Source organism: Variovorax sp. 01T439_2, from assembly GCF_056398445.1.
The window spans coordinates 1-17,864 of the sequence record NZ_JBFTPJ010000010.1 but is presented as its reverse complement, the minus strand read 5'-3'; the positions used below and the strand labels follow the sequence as shown (position 1 = coordinate 17,864).

Annotated in this window: 22 protein-coding genes; 2 read left to right on the top strand and 20 right to left on the bottom strand. The window is 67.3% G+C overall.

All coding sequences use genetic code 11. From position 1 onward, the window contains the following. Positions 1-77: 77 nt before the first annotated feature. The 3 genes from AC1DOC_RS01020 to AC1DOC_RS01010 all read right to left on the bottom strand — a co-directional run bounded on the left by AC1DOC_RS01020 (position 78) and on the right by AC1DOC_RS01010 (position 2,040). On the bottom strand, positions 78-659 hold the full coding sequence (locus tag AC1DOC_RS01020) for a YceI family protein (RefSeq protein WP_478129296.1): 582 nt from the start codon (positions 657-659) through the stop codon (positions 78-80). Between the two features lie 82 nt (positions 660-741). Beyond that, positions 742-1,497: an SDR family oxidoreductase gene (locus AC1DOC_RS01015; RefSeq protein WP_018904426.1), complete on the bottom strand. Its 756-nt coding sequence runs from the start codon at positions 1,495-1,497 to the stop codon at positions 742-744. Positions 1,498-1,560: 63 nt separating this feature from the next. Continuing rightward, positions 1,561-2,040 carry a carboxymuconolactone decarboxylase family protein gene (locus AC1DOC_RS01010; RefSeq protein WP_018904425.1) on the bottom strand — a complete coding sequence of 160 codons (480 nt, stop codon included), beginning with the start codon at positions 2,038-2,040 and terminating at the stop codon, positions 1,561-1,563. A 286-nt stretch (positions 2,041-2,326) separates the two neighbouring features. On the opposite strand from AC1DOC_RS01010, the gene AC1DOC_RS01005 reads away from it, so the two are divergent. Continuing rightward, positions 2,327-2,623, top strand: coding sequence for a hypothetical protein (locus AC1DOC_RS01005; protein ID WP_015865491.1), 297 nt, complete (start codon positions 2,327-2,329; stop codon positions 2,621-2,623). A 74-nt stretch (positions 2,624-2,697) separates the two neighbouring features. Here AC1DOC_RS01005 and AC1DOC_RS01000 read toward each other — a convergent pair whose 3' ends face one another. The 8 genes from AC1DOC_RS01000 to AC1DOC_RS00965 form a co-directional block, all read right to left on the bottom strand. Next, a complete protein-coding gene (locus AC1DOC_RS01000; RefSeq protein ID WP_015865490.1) occupies positions 2,698-3,324 on the bottom strand; it encodes a peroxiredoxin-like family protein in 627 nt (208 codons plus the stop codon). Next, positions 3,302-3,559, bottom strand: a complete 258-nt coding sequence (locus AC1DOC_RS00995) for a UBP-type zinc finger domain-containing protein (protein ID WP_015865489.1) — start codon at positions 3,557-3,559, stop codon at positions 3,302-3,304. Before AC1DOC_RS00995 ends, AC1DOC_RS01000 begins: the two co-directional genes overlap by 23 nt. Before the next feature lie 67 nt (positions 3,560-3,626). Continuing rightward, positions 3,627-4,526: a glutathione S-transferase family protein gene (locus AC1DOC_RS00990; protein WP_015865488.1), complete on the bottom strand. Its 900-nt coding sequence runs from the start codon at positions 4,524-4,526 to the stop codon at positions 3,627-3,629. Positions 4,527-4,749: 223 nt separating this feature from the next. Continuing rightward, the gene (locus AC1DOC_RS00985; RefSeq protein WP_015865487.1) at positions 4,750-5,169 is read right to left on the bottom strand and encodes a cupin domain-containing protein; all 420 of its coding nucleotides are present in this window, start codon (positions 5,167-5,169) and stop codon (positions 4,750-4,752) included. A gap of 125 nt (positions 5,170-5,294) precedes the next feature. Next, the gene (locus tag AC1DOC_RS00980) at positions 5,295-6,488 is read right to left on the bottom strand and encodes a bifunctional alpha/beta hydrolase/OsmC family protein (RefSeq protein WP_015865486.1); all 1,194 of its coding nucleotides are present in this window, start codon (positions 6,486-6,488) and stop codon (positions 5,295-5,297) included. Positions 6,489-6,506: 18 nt separating this feature from the next. Then, the gene (locus AC1DOC_RS00975; RefSeq protein ID WP_015865485.1) at positions 6,507-6,866 is read right to left on the bottom strand and encodes a hypothetical protein; all 360 of its coding nucleotides are present in this window, start codon (positions 6,864-6,866) and stop codon (positions 6,507-6,509) included. Positions 6,867-6,879: 13 nt separating this feature from the next. Beyond that, positions 6,880-7,497: a glutathione S-transferase family protein gene (locus AC1DOC_RS00970; RefSeq protein WP_478129295.1), complete on the bottom strand. Its 618-nt coding sequence runs from the start codon at positions 7,495-7,497 to the stop codon at positions 6,880-6,882. Positions 7,498-7,770: 273 nt separating this feature from the next. After that, positions 7,771-8,961: an MFS transporter gene (locus AC1DOC_RS00965; protein WP_307594928.1), complete on the bottom strand. Its 1,191-nt coding sequence runs from the start codon at positions 8,959-8,961 to the stop codon at positions 7,771-7,773. Between the two features lie 80 nt (positions 8,962-9,041). Here AC1DOC_RS00965 and AC1DOC_RS00960 point away from each other — a divergent pair, with 80 nt between their 5' ends. Continuing rightward, positions 9,042-9,854: an AraC family transcriptional regulator gene (locus tag AC1DOC_RS00960; protein ID WP_018904420.1), complete on the top strand. Its 813-nt coding sequence runs from the start codon at positions 9,042-9,044 to the stop codon at positions 9,852-9,854. Here the strand turns inward: AC1DOC_RS00960 and AC1DOC_RS00955 are convergent. The 9 genes from AC1DOC_RS00955 to AC1DOC_RS00915 form a co-directional block, all read right to left on the bottom strand. Beyond that, entirely contained in the window at positions 9,851-10,483 is a 633-nt protein-coding gene (locus AC1DOC_RS00955; RefSeq protein ID WP_230537780.1) for an acyloxyacyl hydrolase, read from the bottom strand. The two genes, AC1DOC_RS00960 and AC1DOC_RS00955, sit on opposite strands and share 4 nt — an antisense overlap. Positions 10,484-10,524: 41 nt before the next feature. Beyond that, complete coding sequence (locus AC1DOC_RS00950) at positions 10,525-11,325, bottom strand: Ig-like domain-containing protein (protein ID WP_026283983.1); 801 nt, start codon at positions 11,323-11,325, stop codon at positions 10,525-10,527. 3 nt (positions 11,326-11,328) lie between these two features. Next, entirely contained in the window at positions 11,329-12,564 is a 1,236-nt protein-coding gene (locus AC1DOC_RS00945; protein WP_015865479.1) for a hypothetical protein, read from the bottom strand. Positions 12,565-12,709: 145 nt separating this feature from the next. Then, positions 12,710-13,828 (bottom strand): iron-containing alcohol dehydrogenase, encoded by a 1,119-nt coding sequence (locus AC1DOC_RS00940; protein ID WP_015865478.1) that lies wholly within the window; start codon positions 13,826-13,828, stop codon positions 12,710-12,712. Between the two features lie 123 nt (positions 13,829-13,951). Next, entirely contained in the window at positions 13,952-14,875 is a 924-nt protein-coding gene (locus AC1DOC_RS00935) for a LysR substrate-binding domain-containing protein (protein WP_478129294.1), read from the bottom strand. A gap of 98 nt (positions 14,876-14,973) precedes the next feature. Beyond that, positions 14,974-15,603, bottom strand: coding sequence for an NAD(P)H:quinone oxidoreductase (gene wrbA, locus AC1DOC_RS00930; RefSeq protein WP_015865476.1), 630 nt, complete (start codon positions 15,601-15,603; stop codon positions 14,974-14,976). 49 nt (positions 15,604-15,652) lie between these two features. Beyond that, positions 15,653-16,603, bottom strand: a complete 951-nt coding sequence (locus tag AC1DOC_RS00925; protein ID WP_015865475.1) for a ring-cleaving dioxygenase — start codon at positions 16,601-16,603, stop codon at positions 15,653-15,655. 31 nt (positions 16,604-16,634) lie between these two features. Next, complete coding sequence (locus tag AC1DOC_RS00920) at positions 16,635-17,315, bottom strand: nitroreductase (protein WP_026283982.1); 681 nt, start codon at positions 17,313-17,315, stop codon at positions 16,635-16,637. Between the two features lie 168 nt (positions 17,316-17,483). Continuing rightward, a partial coding sequence (locus AC1DOC_RS00915) for a tryptophan 2,3-dioxygenase family protein (RefSeq protein WP_478129293.1) occupies positions 17,484-17,864 on the bottom strand: 381 nt, incomplete at its 5' end.

The following is a 17,864-nucleotide window of genomic DNA, read 5'->3' as shown; positions in this document are numbered from 1 at the left end:
GTGCTGCAGAAACTGGGGTTGTATCTTTCGGCGTGGGCATTCCGGGCTTCTGTTCAATGGTGTTGCGCAAGACGCGCTCAGGCGGCGGGGGCTTCGAGCTCGAAAGCCGCACTGATGATAAGACCCAGCTCGTCGCCGATCATCGGGAGCGCGGCGGTCACGCCGTAGTCGCTGCGGCGGATGCGGCCCCGGATGTCGAAGCCGACCGTGTAGACCTGCTTTGCCGGGTTCATGCCGGCGCCGATGAAGCTCACGTCGAATGTGGCGCTGCGCGTCACGCCATGCAGGGCGAGGGCGCCGGCCACCTGGAATGAATTCGCAGCCAGGGAAAGCGGCGCGGCAAAGTCGAAGGAGACCAACGGAAACCGCTCGGCGTCCAGCCAGTCGCGGCTTTTGAGTTCGCCGTCCAGGATGGGACTCGTGGTCCYCACGTTGGCGACGGGCACGGACACCGCGAGCCGCGTGTCGCTRCCGTGTGCCGACAGCGGAATGTCGAGCGTGCCGCAAGGGCCCGTGAATTCRCCGAAATAGGTCGAGATGCCGAAGTGCGACACCCTGAACAGCACCTGCGAATGTGCGGGATCGACGACGTAGCGTCCGCGGCTGATGTCGGCCAGGTTCGTCGAGGCGAGTGTGGAGAGTACGGAGCTGTCGGGCATGGCGTCATCAGGATGGGAGAGGAGAGCCGTGGGGCAGGAACCCCCCGGCCGCATCCCGATGTGGCCGAAGGTGGTCTTTGTGTCAGCGTGCCGGCTTGGGCAGCGCGAACCAGGCTTCGAAGCCGAGCGCGCCGATGCGCGGGTTGGGGCCCGGCACCAGCGTTTCGTCCTTCAGCTCCGCACCGAAGTAGCGCGCGTGCACGTCCTGGACGACCTTGCGCGGATCGCTGGTCTTGGCGAGAAAGCGCTGCACCAGGTCGGACAGGCGAACGCGCTCGGGGCCGGCAATCTCGACCACGCCATTCACCGGCTTGCCCAGGGTGTAGTCGGCCACGGCAGTTGCGACGTCGTCCGATGCGATCGGCTGCACGAAGGCCGGCGAGAGGCGCACGGTGTCGCCGTCGGTGCCCGACTGCGCAATGCCACCGAGGAATTCGAAGAACTGCGTCGAATGGACGATGGTGTAGGGAATCTTCGATTCGCGGATCAGCTTTTCCTGCGCGATCTTGCCGCGGAAGTAGCCGCTTTCGGAGAGGCGGTCGGTGCCGACCACCGACAGCGCGACGTGGTGCTTCACGCCGGCCACGGCTTCCGCGGCCAGGAGGTTGCGCCCCGAGGTCTCGAAGAATTCGAGCACGGCCTTGTCCTCGAACGAAGGCGAGTTGGCCACGTCCAGCACCACCTGCGCGCCCTTGAGGGCCTCGGCCAGGCCTTCGCCGGTGATGGTGTTGACGCCCGATGCGGGCGATGCGGCAACGACCTCATGGCCGGCTTCGCGCAGCTTGCTGACGACCTTGGAGCCGATGAGGCCCGAGCCGCCGATGACGACGATCTTCATGGTGATTTCCTTTGACCCGCAAGGGGCTGGTTGGTTGGCGAAGGTGGTTCCCGGCGGCGCGGATCAGGCGAGCTTTGCCTTGTCCAGGCCGAAGACCTTGTCCGAGGCGCCGGGCACGCTCTTGAAGCCGATGTTCAGGCGGCTCCATGCGTTGGTGGACATGATGAGGAAAGTGAGGTCGGAGATTTCCTTCTCCGACAGCTGCGTGCGCACGCGCTCGTAGATGTCGTCGGGCACGCCCTGTTCGGGCAGCCTGGTCAGCACCTCGGTCCAGGCCAGCGCCGCACGTTCGCGCGGAATGAACAGCGTCGATTCGCGCCATGCGGCCAGGTGGTACAGGCGCAGCTCGCGCTCGCCCTGGATCCTGGCCTGCTTGACGTGCATGTCCAGGCAGAACGCGCAGCCGTTGAGTTGCGAGGTGCGGATCGACACCAGGTTGCGGATCGGCTCTTCGATGGCGCCTTCCTTGATCGCGTTGAGGAACTCGACGAACTTCTTGAAGAGTTCGGGCGATTGCTCGACATAGTTGATACGTTGGGTCACGACTAACTCCTGGAATGGGTGGCGGATGCCTGGACTCGGAACGGCTGAGTCATCCGTCTTGCGAAGACCGCGCAGACAGGAGGTAGCGTAGATTGGAGAAGGTGCCCCCGGTAGCCATGTGCGGGGCTTCACGGTGTTGCCCAGCGCGCAACAATCCGGCCAGGGACTCGGCATGTTTCCGAAATGGCACCAGCCGAAGGCGAAATCCGGCGCGGCTGCGTCCTAGAATTTTTTGGACGCTTGCGGCAATGCGGCGTCCTCCATTCACTTTCGGAAAGTCCATCAAATGATCAAGCACATCACCGTCATGACGGCCGCCTTCCTGGCCGCGGCGAGCGTCTTCGCGCAATCGGCGGAGAACCAGGCCATCACCGACAGCAAGCCCCAGGTGCGGGCCCAGGCCAGGGTGGCGGCCAAGGCGCCAGGCAGGGCCGCCGTGGCCTCGGGCGACACGGTCAAGACCGCCGAAGGCGGCGCAATCGGAACCGACACGGCCGCCATTGCCGGCGAGAAGCGCCACCAGACGCGCGATACGCGCAAGCCGAATCGCCGCAAGCCCGTTCCCGGCGGCACGCCCGAGTGAAGCTGCGAATCGCCTGAGGCCCATCGCAGGAAGCCCGCCAGTCACTCACTGGCGGGCTTCGTCGCATGGGACCTTCAGGGGGCACTGGCTGCCGCAAGGGCGCGGCCGCGGACCATGTCTTCGATTGCGCGCAGCACATCGGCCGGCTCTGCGCGCTTCCGGATGTCCTCCTCGATGTGGGCGAAACGGATGCGGCCATCCTCATCGATCACATAGGTCGCCGGAACCGGCAACACCCACAGGCCGTTGCCGTTCAGGACGGGAATGTCGGTGCCCACCGAGCCGTAGAAGCTGACGAGCTCGGGCGGGAGCGTGAAGGCCAGCTCGAAGCCGCTGGCGGCTTCGAGGTTGGAATCGCTGAGCACGGTGAACGTGAACTGGTTGTCCTCGGCCGTACGCATCGAATGGTCGGGCGTCTGCGGCGAGATCGCCAGGAGCGTGGCGCCGAGCCGCGCCAGGTCGTCCGCCCGCTGGTGCCAGGCCCGCAGCTGGAGGCTGCAGTAGCCGCACCAGCCGCCGCGGTAGAACACCAGCACGAGCGGGCCCTTGCGCCATTCGTCCGACAGTCGGACCAGGCGGCCGGCACCGTCCGGCAGGGTCGCGTCGGGCGCAAGGTCGCCGGCGCGCTTGGCACGGGCGGCGATGCCCGTGGCGTCGAACACCGCATCGGCGGCGCTGTCAGACGAGCTTGTGGTCGACATAGCACCATCTCCAGGATTCGCCGGGCTCCGCGGACTGAATGACCGCATGGCCGGTTTCGTGGAAGTGGCCGGTCGCGTGCTTTCCCTGCGAGGAGTCGCAACATCCGACGTGGCCGCAACTGAGGCACATGCGCAGGTGGACCCAGCGGCCGCCGGAACGCAGGCATTCCTCGCAACCTGTGGTGGTTGGCGTGACCGGGCGGACCTGCTCCAGGTGGGGGCAGCCGGCGGTCATGCGCACACCTTTGCATGCAAGGGGGTGAGGGGGGCGGAATTTTTCATGGCGTTTGCAGGTTGTGTATCTACAGATCGAGCCGGATCGCGCCATTGCTGACATAGCGCGAGAAATTCTCGAAGGGAATGGCCGCCTGGCCGCGGTAGTTTTCGTCCCGCCAGCTGAAGACCGTGTCCATCCGCGAGACCTCGATCTCCACGAGGCCCCGGCGCACTTCGAGCTCGGCGCCGTCGCCTTCGCTGTACTCCACCAGCCCGACCACTTCGGCGTTCAGCGTGGTGGCCAGGTTGTCGCGGATCCGTTCGTTCAGGCGCATCAATTGATCGGGCGCGCTGTGCGCGCGCTCGGTGCGCGGCGCCAGCCCTTCCTCCATCACGAGGGCCGCATGCACGCCCTCGTCGGCATGCATCCGGCGAACGAAGGCCGTCAGGTTCTCGAAGCCGTGCAGCCCGACCTTCGTGCCGATGGCCCAGCGCAGCATCACGAAGTGGTACGCGTCGGCAATGGAGCGCCGGCCCGTGAGCCATTCGCGGCCTTCGAGCTGCGCATCGAGCCGCCCAAGGTACTCGCGCACGTGGCCGCGTGCCGTGGCGGCCAGCTGCGCCGCCAGGCCGCCGTCCGGCAGGTAGCGCTCGGGAAAGAAGATCGGCCTGAACGCCTTGTGCACATCGGAGTTCAGGAAGCCGAGCCAGCGCATCACCTCCGCCCGCGCGCGCGGCGAACCGTCGCCCGCCAGTTGCAGCTGCGGATGCAGGTCCGCGAGGTAGCCGAGGATGGCGACGTTCTCGCTCAGCGTGAAGTCGCCGTGCACGAGCAGCGGCACCACGCCGGCCGGGTTGAGCGCCAGGTACTCCGGCATCTTGATGCTGCGGCGGTCCATGCGCACCGCCTCGTAGGGCTGGCCGGACCACTCGAGCACGATGTGGTCGGCCAGTGCGCTGGCTCCGGGCATGTAGAAGAGTTTCATGGCAGAGGTCCTGTGTACTTGTGCCGGCCCCCTGTTGCAGGAAGCAAGGGATGCCTTCCACCCGCCGCGTCGCCGTGTTGCTGGTCGGATTTACGCGGGGACACCGCGCCGACGTGAGTCTGTCCCGTGCACGAACGGGTGGAAAGTGCACGCCTCATTACAGCCGCCTCGGCGATCTGACACCCGTCATCTTCGTTGCGGCGGGTGGAATGCAACCGGTGGGTTATTTCACTGGAATGAAGAACTCGGCACCCTTGTTCTTCACGAGCATGACGACGAACTTCGCAGGCTTGGTCTTGCTCGCGTTGCGGCCGACGGTGTGGATGTCGTCGGGGCCTTCGTAGAAGGTGTCGCCGGCCTTCAGCGTCACTTCCTTGCCGCCCTTCACGCCCATCACGATCGAGCCTTCGAGCACGTAGACGTAGCTGTGGGCGTCGTGGCGATGCACCGGATCGACGGCGCCCGGCGGATAGTCCACCGTGATCATCAGCACTTCCTTGCCGGGGATGTCCTTCATCTCCTGGGTCATCAGCGGCGTCACCTTGGCGTTCTTGGGCGTGCCGTGCGAGGCGGCGTTCTGGGCCGTTGCTGCGCCCGCGGCGAACAGCAGTGTCAGTCCGATGCTTCTTGCAATCTTGATCATGGTCTTGCCTTCTTTGATGCGATGGATGAATCGTAGGATCGGGTGGCACGGCGCGGTAGGCCTGTGCGATGGATCACGGTGTTGTCCGCAAGGCACCAATCGCGCGTTGGCTGTGCGGCCCGCGTTCAGGCCGGTGGCTCGCCTTCCACAGGCTCGAAGCGCGCTCCGCCTTCGAGCGTGCGGTGAACGGGGCATCGCTGCGCCATGTCGAGCAGCTGTGTGCGTTGCGCCTCCGTGATGGCGCCGTCGATCGACACCCGCCGGCTGAAGACGTCGGGCGGGGAGATTGCCTTGTCCTTGCGGTGGTTGACCGCGGTGCGGATGCGCGTGACCGGCCAGCCCTTGCTGTCGGCGTAGTGGCGCAGCGTCATGGTCGTGCAGGCGGCGAGCGCGGACGACAGCAGGTTGTAGGGTGTCGGGCCCGAACCGAGCCCGCCCACCGTCTCGGGTTCGTCCGCGAGCCAGCGCGAGCCGCCCGAGCGCAGCGCGAGCTGGAATTTTCCGAGGCCCGTTTCTTCTGCCTCGGCATCCGCCGCCACCGGGCGGCCAGCGGCGGGCTCGGGCAGGTAGCGGTCCGCCCAGGTTGCGATGAGGCGCGCGACCTGTTCGGCGTCCTCGCGCTTCGACAGCAGGTGGTCCGCATCGTCGAGCGAGACGAAGCTCTTGGGGTGCCTCGCTGCCAGAAAGATGCGCGTGGCGTTCTCGATGTCGACCGTGCGGTCCTGCGGCGCATGGAGCAGCAGCAGCGGCCGGTGCAGGGCCGCGATGCGCGCCCCCGGGTCATGCGTGCGCAGGTCGTCCACAAAGGCCTTGCCGACCGCCATCGGCCGCCCGACCACCTGGACCAGCGCCTGTTCCTCGGTCTGCAGGCGCGCAAGACCCGCGGGGTCCAGCAGGTGCAGCACCTGCGCCACATCGAACGGCGCGGCAATGGTCGCGATGGCGTGCGCGCCCGCAATGCGGTCCGCCGCAGCGAGCATGGCGGAGCCGCCGAGGCTGTGGCCGATGAGCAGGCGGGGCGGCATACCGGCGGCCTCCATGGCGCTGGCGGCCGACACCAGGTCCTGCACGTTCAGCGAGAAGCTCGCGTCGGCGAAATTCCCTTCGCTGCCGCCCAGCCCGGTGAAGTCGAAGCGCAGCACCCCGATCCCCACGCTGGCCAGCGTCCGCGCGATGCGCACGGCCGCGAGGTTGTTCTTGCCGCAGGTGAAGCAGTGCGCGAACAACGCCCAACCCCGCGGGATGCCCTCCGGCATTTCAAGGCTGCCCGACAGGCGGTGTCCGTTCCGGTTGAGGAATTCGAAGGGGCGGGTGGGCACGGGGCGTGTTCCTGGCGCTCAGGCTTCGAGCACGGTCGAGTCGCGCCAGCACAGCGCCGAGAGCACGGCGCCTTCGCCGTCGATCTCGAACTCTTCGGGCAGCGGCCCGTCGATGCGTTCCAGTTGCACGGCGTCCGCCAGCCGCTCGCGCAGGTCGCGCGCCCATCGGCTGCCGTGGGCCATCCAGGCGGGGCTGATCTCGTCGCCGTCTGGCGAGGGTTCCAGCAGCACGATGACGCGCAGCATGGGCTCGTCCACCGCGCGGATCGCCCACAGGCGCCGCACGGCGGGCTGTTCTGCGTACCAGCGGGCGAGTGCGCTCGACGTGGCGCAGCCCGGTGGGGTGGCTTCGAGGGAAGAGGCCAGCGAGAGTCTCATGGCGTACCCCGGCTTACTGTGGCATGCTGCGCTCGGCGTCCAGCGCGGCTTGCACGCCGGCGTCGGCGTCCATCATCCGGGCGAAGCGCGCGAGGTTGTCCAGGCCCTGCATGTCGACCTTCTTGGCCGCCGACCAGCGCGAGAGCACGAACAGGTACGGGTCCGCGATGGACCGTTCGCCGGTCAGCCAGTCGCGCCCCTCGAGCTGGCCGTCCAGCCGCGCGAGGTATTCGCGCACATGGCCGCGCGCGTTGTCCGCAAGGACGGGCGCCATCGCCGCGTCTTTCAGGAAGCGCTGCGGCGTGAAGATCGGCTTGAACGCCTTGTGCACGTCCGAGTTGAGAAAGCCCAGCCAGCGCATGACCTCGGCGCGCGCTCGCGGCGAGCCGTCGCCCAGCAGGCGCGCCTCGGGGTACAGGTCGGCCAGGTAGCCGAGGATGGCGACGTTCTCGGTGAGCGRGAGATCGCCGTGCGCCAGCAGCGGCACCGTGCCGCCCGGATTGATGGCAAGGTAGTCGGGCGACTTGATGCTGTCCAGGCTCATTCGAACCGGCTCGTGGTCGGCGCCGATCCACTGGAGAACGATCAGGTCGGCGAGGGAGCAGGCGCCGGGCATGTGATAGAGCTTCATGAGAGATTCCGTTGGTTCGATGCGACGATGCTAGGCAGGCGTGCGCCGCAGCGGTAGGCATGCGCCGGGGCGCACCGTGTTGCCGCGGGCGCACCAATCGCGGGGCGGCGCGCCGATGCATTGGTGCGCGCAGGGCAACACCGCGGTCACGCCCCGGCACCTGGCGCCGCCGGCAGGGCGCTCCTACGATCCCTGGTGAACCCGACACCTGGAGCACGCATGCCATCGACCGAACACGGCGAGTCCGACGGCGACGCCGGCCTCCTGCGCCATTCACTGGCCGATGTGCACGGCCCGGCCCACCGACAGCCCCAGCACGCACATCGCCAGGCACAGCACCAGGCAGGCCGCGAGCGGCATCGTCCAGTTGCCCGCGGCTTCGTGCAGGAAGCCGACCAAGGTCGGGCCGATGGCCGCCAGCAGGTAGCCGATGCATTGCGACATGCCCGAGAGCGACGCGGCGAGCTGCTGGCTGCCGGCGCGCAGTCCGACGAAGGCCAGGCTCAGGATCAATGCCGATCCCATGCCCATGCCGAAGGCGAAGATCCACAGCGGCGTCAAGGCGGGCAGGGCCAGCAGGCCCGCCAAGCCACAGGCACTGAGTGCGGGCGACGCGAAGGCGATCCAGCGCTGGTCGGGCATGCGGTGCAGCAGCGGCATCAGCAGCAGCGCAGGCACGGCCCCCGCCAGCTGCATCCACCCATGCAGCGTGCCGGCGCGCGCGCTCGAGAAGCCGGCCTCCTGGAGGATGGAAGGCAGCCAGGCAATCGCCGCGAAGTAGATGAAGCAGGTGAGGCCCAGGTACCCCGCCACCTGCCAGGCCAGCGAGGCCTTCCACACCGACGGCCCCCGCGCACCCGTGGCAAGGCCGGGCGCCGACACGGTGCGAAAGCGCAGTTGCGGCAACCACAGCAACGCGGCGACGAGCGGCAGCACGGCCACGGTGCCCAGCGAGGCGGGCCACCCGGCACCCAGCGCATGGTCCAGCGGCACGGCCACGGCCGATGCGATGCCGGCGGCGGCGATCATTGCCAGTGCATAGCAGGCCGTGAGCTTCGCCACATGGTGAGGAAAGTCCCTTTTGAGCAAGCTGGGCAGCAGCACGTTGGCGATGGCGATCGCCCCGCCGATCACGCAGGTGCCCGCGAAAAGTGCCGACACTGTGCCGGCTGAGCGCACGCCGATGCCGGCGACCAGCAGGGCCAGCGACGCGAAGAGCACGCGCTCCAGGCCGAACCGGTGCGCCAGTGGCGCCGCCAGCGGCGACACCAGGGCGAAGGCGAGGAGCGGCAGGGTGGTCAACAGGCCGGCTTGCGAGGCGTTGAGCGCAAAGCTTTCGCGCACGGGTTCGAGCAGGGGCCCGAGCGTGGTGATCGGTGCCCTGAGGCTGGCTGCGATGAGCAGGATGCCGGCGATGAGAAGCGCGGCGCGGGGCGAGGAATCTGCCGTTTGTGAGGAATGCATGGAGGTCCGAAGTAATGCGCAATGCCACCGATGAATCTAGTGTCGATGCGCGGATCCGAATGCCTGCAGGCCGACTGAATATGCGCAAATCCGGTCAAGATGAACGCCTGAGCACGCATCGCCAAGGCGCCTGGACCTTCGAATTCGACAAGATGGAGGCGCGCGTTGCCGCCGTGCGGATTCGCACCGAGGCGATCGCGGAGGGATTGCCGGCGCACCAGCATCCGCAGGGGCAGCTGGCAATGGTGTTGTGCGGCACCGTGACCTGTGAAGTGCCGGGTGCGCTGTGGATGGCACCGCTGCACGGTGGCTTGTGGATCCCCGGGGGCGTGCCCCACAGCCTGCGCGTTTCGGCGGAGGGGAATGTCTGCTTTCTGTTCGTGGAAGATGCCGCCGCGGCCATGCCGCAGACCTGCTGCTCGTTGAGCGTCAGCCCCTTGCTGCGCGAGCTCATTCTTTACTTGGCCGCCTTGCCCGAGGGTGCGCAGCGCGAGCCGCAGGCGCTGCGGCTGCATGCCGTGCTGCTGGACCAGCTGGCGCGCATGCCGACCGAAGCCATGCACCTGCCGGTGTCGGACGAGCCGCGCCTGCGCCGCCTGATCGATGCGCTCATGCGCGACCCGGCGGACCGCACCACCGCAGCGCAGTGGGCCTCGCGCCTGGCCATGAGCGAGCGGACCCTGACCCGCCTCGTGCAGCTCGAAACGGGCATGTCCTTCGGCCGCTGGAGCCAGCGCCTGCGCCTGATCGTGGCGCTGCAGTGGCTGACGGCGGGCCTTTCGGTGCAGCAGGTGGCCCATGGCCTGGGCTACGACTCGGTGAGCGCCTTCATCGCCATGTTCAAGAAGGCCATGGGCCAGCCGCCCGCGCGCTATCTTGCGCGGCGCCGCTAGAACCTGCGCGCGTACCGCAGCTGAATGAAGTTCTCGCCGGGGTTCGGGTGCTTGATGCCGGCGTTCGAGAAATGCTCGAAGCGCAACGCGATCTCGTGCTGCCGTTGCGCGCCGAAGCTGCGGCCGACCGCCAGGTGGGTGCTGAAGTTGAAGCTCGTCGAAAAGCTCTTCTGCCGGGTCCTGTAGACCGACGAGGTGGCGGTCACCCCCACCCCGGTTTCGAAGAACCACGGCGAAGCGCCATCCGCGGGGCGATAGCGCAGCACGGGAATCAACGCGAACTGCGACAGGTGCGAAAGCCCTGCCCGGTCCGTCGACTGGATCTGCCAGTACGCGTAGGAGGCTTCAAGATAGCTGCGGAGCTCGCCCGGGCCCAGCTGCCATCGGTAGGGGAGGTCCCAGGTCAGCCCCGCGGTCAGCGTGCGGGTCCCGTGCGCCGAGCCGAACTGGGTGAAGAGAGAAGAGGGCGGGTGCAACGGCGTGTCGGCGCGCGCCACCTGCGAAATGCAGGCGCCGATGCCGAGAAGGACCAGGGCCGCGCCATGTCGCTTGCGGCGCAGTTGCGGCAGCCGGAGGTTGAGGCGGAAAGTTCGATCGGACATTTGATTTGCGGATGCATCGAGCGGCAAGGGCCTCGCGGCGGCGTCGAATGCATGAAAGGCTCAGAGGTTCAGGGGCGATGCATGCCGGCCGATGGCGAGGCCCGGCCCACGGTGAATGCAAGCGCGGCATCGACAGGCGCAGCCGCCGGCGCATCTGCGGGCGTTTCGAAGCGCCCGCCAAGGCGATTGCCCGCCGGGTCTTCGAGGGTGCCGCGCGCGATGAGCCGGTATTCGCCTGCGCGCCATGGGGCATGCGGCGTGAACGTCCAGGTGCGCTCGCCGTCTTTCAGCCGGGCTTCGCCACTCATGCGCCGGCCCTGCGGGTCCGCGATTGCGATGTAGTCGGCGTCCCGGCCATCGATGGCGCCATCCAGCGTCACGACGAGCGCCTGCCTCGATGCGGCGCGCACGGACGACAGGCGCCATGCCGACACCGCCGGACCGCTCGTGTCCGCGGGCCCGACGCGCCAGTGCTGGATGGGACGGCCGTCCAGCGTCAAGCTCACATCGTCCCCGTCGACCAGGATCGGCCCCAGGACCTCACGCGCGTTCAGGCCCGTCTTGACGCGGCCTGGATGCATCAGCACGGTCAGGATCCGGCCGTCGGGCGACCAGAGTTCCTGCTCGAGAAACGGTTGCACGAGCGGCTTTCCGTCGGGGCGCAGCAGCGCGAGCCTTGGCAGCACCGGGCCTTCGATCCGCGCCGCGAACTCGATGGACAGGCGCAGCAGGTTCGCCGGCACCTGGCCCGCCGATGGCTGGACGCGCACCCTTTGCGCAGCCGCGGTGGATGGCGTGGGTGGCGCGGCATGCGAGGCGCCCAGCGCCACGGCGAGCGCCACGGCGCCGCACGGTCGGCAAAGACGCACGGCTTACTCCGACGCCTTGATCAGGTCCGGGAAGCCTTCGTCCTTCAGCAGCATGTCCTGCCGGGGCTTGATGTTCTGCAGCTGGAAGTTGTCGCCCTTGAAGCTGTATTCCGCGAAGGCGTATTCCGAGACATGGTCGGTCAGCCGGAAGCTCAGTTCCTTGCCGATGGACACGAGCTGCAGCGCGTCTTTCTCGAGCCGGCGGCGCACGACCACGAACGATTTGTCGTCCAGGTTGTCCAGCCGCAGCGTGCCGGCCAGCGGCGCCTGCATCACCTCGACGCCCGCGAGCTGCCCGAAGGGCACCTGCTTGTCCATGCCGGGCCGGGAACCCGTGGCCTCCAGCTGCGCCACGGGAATGACGTTGGACGCGCGGTCGAAATTGGCCAGCAGCAGGAAGTCTTCGGTCTTGCCCTGCTCGGTGCGCGAGTAGGAGACCATGTCCGCCGGCGTGTTGCCGTAGCCGAGTTCGGCGACGGTCTTGCCGCGGATATGCGCACCGTCCTTCAGGTCGTCCAGCGGGATCGTCACGAGCGGCGTGCAGGTGTAGGCGGCCACCAGGTAGCTCTTGCCGCCCCAGCTCGCGAAGCTCATCGCGCGGATCGGGGCGCGGGTCTCGACCAGGTTGTGGCCCGCGTGGTAGATCTCCACCGAGGTGATCGACTGCTTCGCGTCGAAGGGGTACTTCACGCGGCGCAGCGTCGAGGCGAAGTCCTGGTTGGAGAGGCCGGCCACGAAGAGTTCGCCTTCGCGCCACTTCATGTCGGTGACGGTGAAGCTGCGCTCGGGCGTCTCTTTCCAGAAGCTGTAGTCCGAGGTGGGTGCGTCGCGCAGCGCGACCGACGTCGAGGCCGCCGCCTTCAGGTCGACGCGGCGCGCCTTCTTGTCGCTGGTGACCAGGATGAGCGCCGGCGTCTTCGCGGCGCCGTAGCTCACAGCCACGTACACCTGCGCGGTGCCGGGCCGCACGACCATGTCCTCGACCGTGACCTTGGCGCCGCCCACCTGGGCCGAGAGCAGGCTCTCCAGGTCGAGGATGTTGAACGCCGTGCCCGCCGGCTGCTGCTGCGCCACCGGCAGCGAGATCGCGTGGACGCGGGCGGCTTTCCAGTCGGCAACGAACAATACGCTGCCGGGGCCCGCGGCAAGGCGCGAGATGGACTTCACATCCGCCGCGGCGGCGTTGAGGGAAGCGCCGAGGCCGCAGGCCAGGGCGATGGTGATGGTGCGCAGACGCATGGGGGTTCCTTGAAGGGTGGGATGGACCCCATCGATCCTAGGAACGGCCGGCCCTCGGCGGTAGGCATGCGCGAGGGACCACGGCGTTGTCTGCAAGGCACCAATGCGTTCTCGGCCAGGCGCTCTTCAAAGACTCGGCAGGGGCTTACCAGAGGCTCTCGAGCAGCGCGTCGAGCTTGAGGCTCGCGTTGTTGCCCAGGTCGGCCACTTCGTTGGGATAGTTCTTCTTCAGCAGCCGGGCCACCTCCGGCAGCTTTGCCTTGTCGAGGTCGAAGGCGCCGATGCGGTCCGGCAGGCCGAGCGCGCTGACCACGCCCGCGATCCGGTCGGCCAGCTGCGTGGCGGCATCCGCCTGCGCCGTGCGTGCACCGAAGATCTCGAGCTTGTCGCCGTAAAAATCCGCACAGGCGCGAATGACGGGCGCCAGTGTGATGCAGGAGGTCGCGCTGTGCGGCAGGCCGAAGGTGCCGCCCAGGATGTGGCCGATGCGGTGGCTGAGGCCATAGATGACCGAGGCCGGCGAGAAGTAGCACTGCCAGGCCGCCAGCTGCAGCTGCAGCAGGTCGTCGGATGTCACCAGCGCCTTGTCCAGCGCCTCGCGCGTCGCCATGGCGGGCGGCCACTTCTGCAGCACCTTCAAGAATCGCTCCAGGCCGCTGGCCGCCATGATCGCGTGCGGGTGCTCCTTCGTCACCTTGCGCATGCCCTCCACCGCATGGTCCATGCCCTTGATGGCGGAGGACAGCAGCAGCGCGCGCGGCGTGTCGAACACGAGCACGGGGTCGATCACGACCACCTTGGGCACCGTCTCGCGCACCGCGTAGCTGCGCTTGAATTTCTCCGGACCGTCCGTCTCGGTGATGCCGAAGTAGTGGGAGAACTCGGAGCCCGACAGCGTTGTCGGCAAGGCCGCGATGGGCAGGTAGCGCCCGGTCTTCTCATGGTGCAGGTGCGACACCGCCTTGGCCGCGTCGAGCACCGATCCGCCCCCCAGCGCCACGATCGACTCGGCCTCGGCGTGAAGGCAGGCGTCGAGGCCGCCTTGCACCGCCACGTCGGGCACATGCGCCGGCAATTCCATGAAGCTGCCCACCGACTGCTTCAGGTTGGGCCGCACGCAATCCTGGTAGAGCTTTGTCAGCGGCTCGACGGTGAACGTCATCGGCCGATGGATGCCGTGGTCGCCGAGCCGTGCCACGGCGCCTTGCAGGATGTGCTGGCCCCAGAAAATGCCGTCTTGCGGCAAGCAATTCAAGTGATTCATCTCGATCGGCCTTGTGGAAGTCAGGGCCGACAAGATAGGTCCTCCACCCGCCGCTCACAAGCCGCTCTTTGCCAGACACAGCGTCCATGTCCGTGGACGACGCCGCTGCGCCCGGCGCACGCTTCACTCGAAGCTGCGGGGATGGTCGAATGCCGTGACCACCGGCATTTCCACAGCGAGAAAATCGACCAGCGAACGCACCGCGGGCAGCAGGCCGGTGCGAAACGGAATCAGCGCCGAGATGCGCGCATCGGCCGCCGACCAGTCGGGCAGCAGTTGCTGCAGGGTCCCGTCCCGGAGCTCCGACCTGCAGATGTAGCCCGGAAGCGCAGCGATGCCCAGGCTGGCGCAGGCCGCCTCCTTCAGCGCGACCATGTTGTTGCTCTGGAAGCGCGGGTCGATGGGCATGGCGAGCTCTTCGCCGTGCGGCCCTTTCAGCTGCCACTGCAACGGACCATTGCGCACCATCGCAACGCTCGCGTGCTGGCCAAGGTCCGCGGGGCTCTCGGGCACACCGCTTTGCGCGAGGTACCCCGGGCTTGCGAACAGGTACCAGGGAACATCGGCCAGCGCGCGCTGCACCAGCGTGGAGTTCTGGAGCGATCCCGTGTGCCCGCGYATCGCCAGATCGAAGCCTTCGCCCACCATGTCCACGTAGCGGTCGGTCGCGATCTCGACGATGCGCACCTTGGGATACCGGTTCAGGAAGACGGGAAGAATCTCGCGCAGCGCGAACTGCGCAATCTCCACGGCCGTGGTCAGCCGGATCACGCCGCTGGGTTCGGCCAGGCGCTGGCGCACCGCCTCCTCGGCCACGTCGGAGCTGTGCAGCATCGCGACCGCATACTGGTAGAACTCCTTGCCGATGTCGGTCATGCCGAACTGGCGGGACGTTCGGTTGAGCAGGCGCACGCCCAGGTAACTCTCGAGCTCCTGGACGCGATGGCTCAGCGTCGACTTCGGCAGGCGAAGCGCCGACCCGGCGGCCGTGAAGCCTCCGCGGTCGACGACTTGGACGAAATAGAAGACATCCTTCAGGTCCAGCATCGCAATCCTGGTGAGAGAGCAGGGAGGCCGCCCGGCATACGCAGCGACAGCGCTGCCGCCGAGGATAGCGCTGCGGCTCCCCGTTCGCTATCCCGGTCTCAGGCGGCTTCCGGCACCGGCTGCGCCACGCGCAGCGACCGCGCCACCGTGGCGACGCGCCGGCCCTGGTAGGTCGCGACGGCCAGGTCCTCGGCGCCGGGCATCACCGAATCGCGGTTGGAGACGTGGGTCGCACCGTAGGGCGTGCCCGCCGCGAACATGGCCGGATCGGCATAGCCGAGCGGCACGATGATCAGGCCCAGGTGCGCCATCGGGCCGTAGAGCGACAGCAGCGTCGCCTCGTTGCCGCCGTGCCTGGAAGAGGTCGAGCCGAACACCGAGCCGGCCTTGCCGTTGAGCTTGCCCTGGAACCAGAGGCCGCCGAGCGAATCGATGTAGGCCTTGAGCTCGGCGGCAATGGAGCCGAAGCGCGTCGGCGTGCCGAAGACGATGGCGTCGGCCCAATCGGCGTCCGCCTCGGTCGGGGCTTCGTACTTGGCGTTCATCTCGCTGGCCCGCTCGGACCACTCGGGCACCTGGCGCATGACCTCGGGTGCGACGAACTCCCGCGCGCGGCGAAGGCGCACTTCCGCGCCTTCGGCCATGGCGCCTTGGGCGACGGCCTTGGCAAGAAGCTCGGTGGAGCTGTTGCGGGAATAGAAAGCGATGAGGACCTTGGGTTTGGACATGGGTTGGCCTGTGTTGGAGAAAAAAAGGTGGAAGGTGTCTTGCGTGCCGTCAGACGGCAATGGGCTCCAGGCGCGCAAGCAGTTCGTCCTTGCGCTCGCGCAGCCATGGCGGCAGCTGGAACTCGGCGCCGAAGTGGCCGGGTTCTTCGTCGATGGCAAAGCCGATGTCGGTGGTGGCCGCCTCGAACATCACGCCGCCCGGCATCTTGAAATACATCGAGCGGAAGTAGTTGCGGTTGACCGATTCGGAGGTGTCGATGTGGCCCATCGACATCAGCTTTTCCTTGATCTGCATCTGCTGCTCGACGTTGTCCACCGCGAAGGCCACATGGTGGATCGTGCCCTCGCCGTAGATCGACGAGCCCTGCAGGCGGTCCGGCTCGTGCACGAACTCGACGATGGTGCCGGGCTTGCCGTCGGCGGCTTCGAAGCGGTGGTGCGGGCCGGACTGGCCGGCATAGTGGAAGTCCAGCGCCTCCTTCATGAAGATGATGGATTCATCGACCTCGCGCAGCGACAGCGTGATGCTGTGCACGCCCCGGATCGCGAACTCCGCCGGAATGTCGTGCGCAATGCAGGGCGGACGCGTGTCGTTGCCGGAGGCCACCAGATCGAATTCGATGCCGCAGGGGTGCTGGAAGCGTTGGCGCTGCTCGCCGAAGCGCTCGACCACGGCCTTGTCGAAGACCACGCCGCGGGCGCCGAAGCGTTCGCGCCAGAAATCCAGCGACCCCGTGGGAACCGAGTAGTTGATGACCTTGATCTGGCCCGAGCCGCGGCGCCCCTTCACGCCTTTCTGCTTGAAGGGGAACGAGGTGACCAGCGTGCCGGCATCGCCCTCAGCATTGCCGTAGTAGAGGTGGTAGACCGGCTCGTCGCCGTCCAGCAGAACGGTTTTCTTGACCAGGCTCTGGCCCAGCAGCTTCACGTAGAAATCCACGTCTTCCTGTGCGCCGCTGACGCACGCGGTCAGATGGTGAAAGCCTTTGATGATCGACATGTGAGTACCCTTGTATGGATGTGGTTGGTGGTTATTGGGCGAACGACGCGAATTGCTCGACCGGCGTTTTCTCCAGGGCCATGCGGTTCTCCGGCATGCCGTTGTTGGCCCAGCCCATCGACATGCCGGCAATCACCATCTCGTCCTGGGGAATGCCGAGTTCCGCGCGCAGCACGTGGTGCTGCAGCGACCAGATCTGCTGCGGGCAGGTGTCCAGGCCGCGGCCCTTGGCGGCCAGCATGACGTTCTGCAGGAAGCAGCCGTAGCAGAGAAAGCTGGCCCATTCGAGGCGGCGGTCCATCGTGAAGATGATCCCGACCGGCGCATCGAAGAACAGGAACTGGCGCTCCACGTCGCGCAGGCGGCCGGCCTTGTCGCTGCGGTGCACGCCTTGCGCATCGCCGAGCTGGCCGCGGAAGGTGTTGAAGCGCGTGCCGTACGGTTCGTGCAGCGGCTGGGGAAAGAAGGGGTATTCCGGCGCCAGCGTGGCATGGTTGGCGCGGAACTCCGCCACGGCAGCCCGGGTGACGCGGTCGCGCGTTTCGCCGGTCACCACATAGCAGCGCCAGGGCTGCGTGTTGCTCGAGCTGGGCGCATGGCTCGCGGTCGACAGGATGTCTTTCACCGTGTCGATGGGAACGGGGCGATCGAGAAAGCCGCGCTTGCTGCGTCGATCCCGGATGAGGTTATCGATGAAAGGTGCCGCATTCATTTCCAGAATCTCCATCAGTAGGTTGGCTGACACGGTTGTCTCTTGAAGTCTTGTTATTGGGTTCACGCGATCTCGTGAACGCTGGGGAAATCGTAGGGAGGCGGCTGGCGCCTGAGAAGCCGTTGCTTCTTGCACGCACGGTCCGGAAATCGCGAACGATCGGGTGTTTCATTTCCCCTGCCGGGCCATGTGCGGGCACGCGGGCGGCGGGTCACCGATGAAGGTGCGCGCCGACCAGAGCTCGGGAAAAGGAATCTCGTCCATCGTGGGCACGAGCCACGCAACGCCTTCGGTGCCGAAGTAGGCCGGCCGTGCACCGAAGGTTCGCCGCGTCGCCATCAGGTGGCGGAATTTCCAGTTGCAGAAGCCCTCGGCGATGTCGGCCAGGGTCTCGCCGAGCTGCTGGAGCTCGATGTTCGCGTTGGGGTCGGCGTAGATCTGGCGCCAGACCTCTTCGACCTCCTTGCGGGGCGTGTAGGGCGCGGCCAGGTCGCGCGCCAGCAATTCGGCCGGCACGCCCAGCCCCCGGCGCCGGAGGAAGGCGAGCAC

Excerpts from the sequence above, each read along its gene's own strand:
- AC1DOC_RS01015 (WP_018904426.1), bottom strand. The coding sequence starts at position 1,497 with ATGAAGATCGTCGTCATCGGCGGCTCGGGCCTCATCGGCTCCAAGGTC.
- AC1DOC_RS01005 (WP_015865491.1), top strand. The coding sequence starts at position 2,327 with ATGATCAAGCACATCACCGTCATGACGGCCGCCTTCCTGGCCGCGGCG.
- AC1DOC_RS01000 (WP_015865490.1), bottom strand. The coding sequence starts at position 3,324 with ATGTCGACCACAAGCTCGTCTGACAGCGCCGCCGATGCGGTGTTCGAC.
- AC1DOC_RS00995 (WP_015865489.1), bottom strand. The coding sequence starts at position 3,559 with ATGACCGCCGGCTGCCCCCACCTGGAGCAGGTCCGCCCGGTCACGCCA.
- AC1DOC_RS00990 (WP_015865488.1), bottom strand. The coding sequence starts at position 4,526 with ATGAAACTCTTCTACATGCCCGGAGCCAGCGCACTGGCCGACCACATC.
- AC1DOC_RS00985 (WP_015865487.1), bottom strand. The coding sequence starts at position 5,169 with ATGATCAAGATTGCAAGAAGCATCGGACTGACACTGCTGTTCGCCGCG.
- AC1DOC_RS00975 (WP_015865485.1), bottom strand. The coding sequence starts at position 6,866 with ATGAGACTCTCGCTGGCCTCTTCCCTCGAAGCCACCCCACCGGGCTGC.
- AC1DOC_RS00965 (WP_307594928.1), bottom strand. The coding sequence starts at position 8,961 with ATGCATTCCTCACAAACGGCAGATTCCTCGCCCCGCGCCGCGCTTCTC.
- AC1DOC_RS00960 (WP_018904420.1), top strand. The coding sequence starts at position 9,042 with ATGCGCAAATCCGGTCAAGATGAACGCCTGAGCACGCATCGCCAAGGC.
- AC1DOC_RS00945 (WP_015865479.1), bottom strand. The coding sequence starts at position 12,564 with ATGCGTCTGCGCACCATCACCATCGCCCTGGCCTGCGGCCTCGGCGCT.
- AC1DOC_RS00940 (WP_015865478.1), bottom strand. The coding sequence starts at position 13,828 with ATGAATCACTTGAATTGCTTGCCGCAAGACGGCATTTTCTGGGGCCAG.
- wrbA (WP_015865476.1), bottom strand. The coding sequence starts at position 15,603 with ATGTCCAAACCCAAGGTCCTCATCGCTTTCTATTCCCGCAACAGCTCC.
- AC1DOC_RS00925 (WP_015865475.1), bottom strand. The coding sequence starts at position 16,603 with ATGTCGATCATCAAAGGCTTTCACCATCTGACCGCGTGCGTCAGCGGC.
- AC1DOC_RS00920 (WP_026283982.1), bottom strand. The coding sequence starts at position 17,315 with ATGAATGCGGCACCTTTCATCGATAACCTCATCCGGGATCGACGCAGC.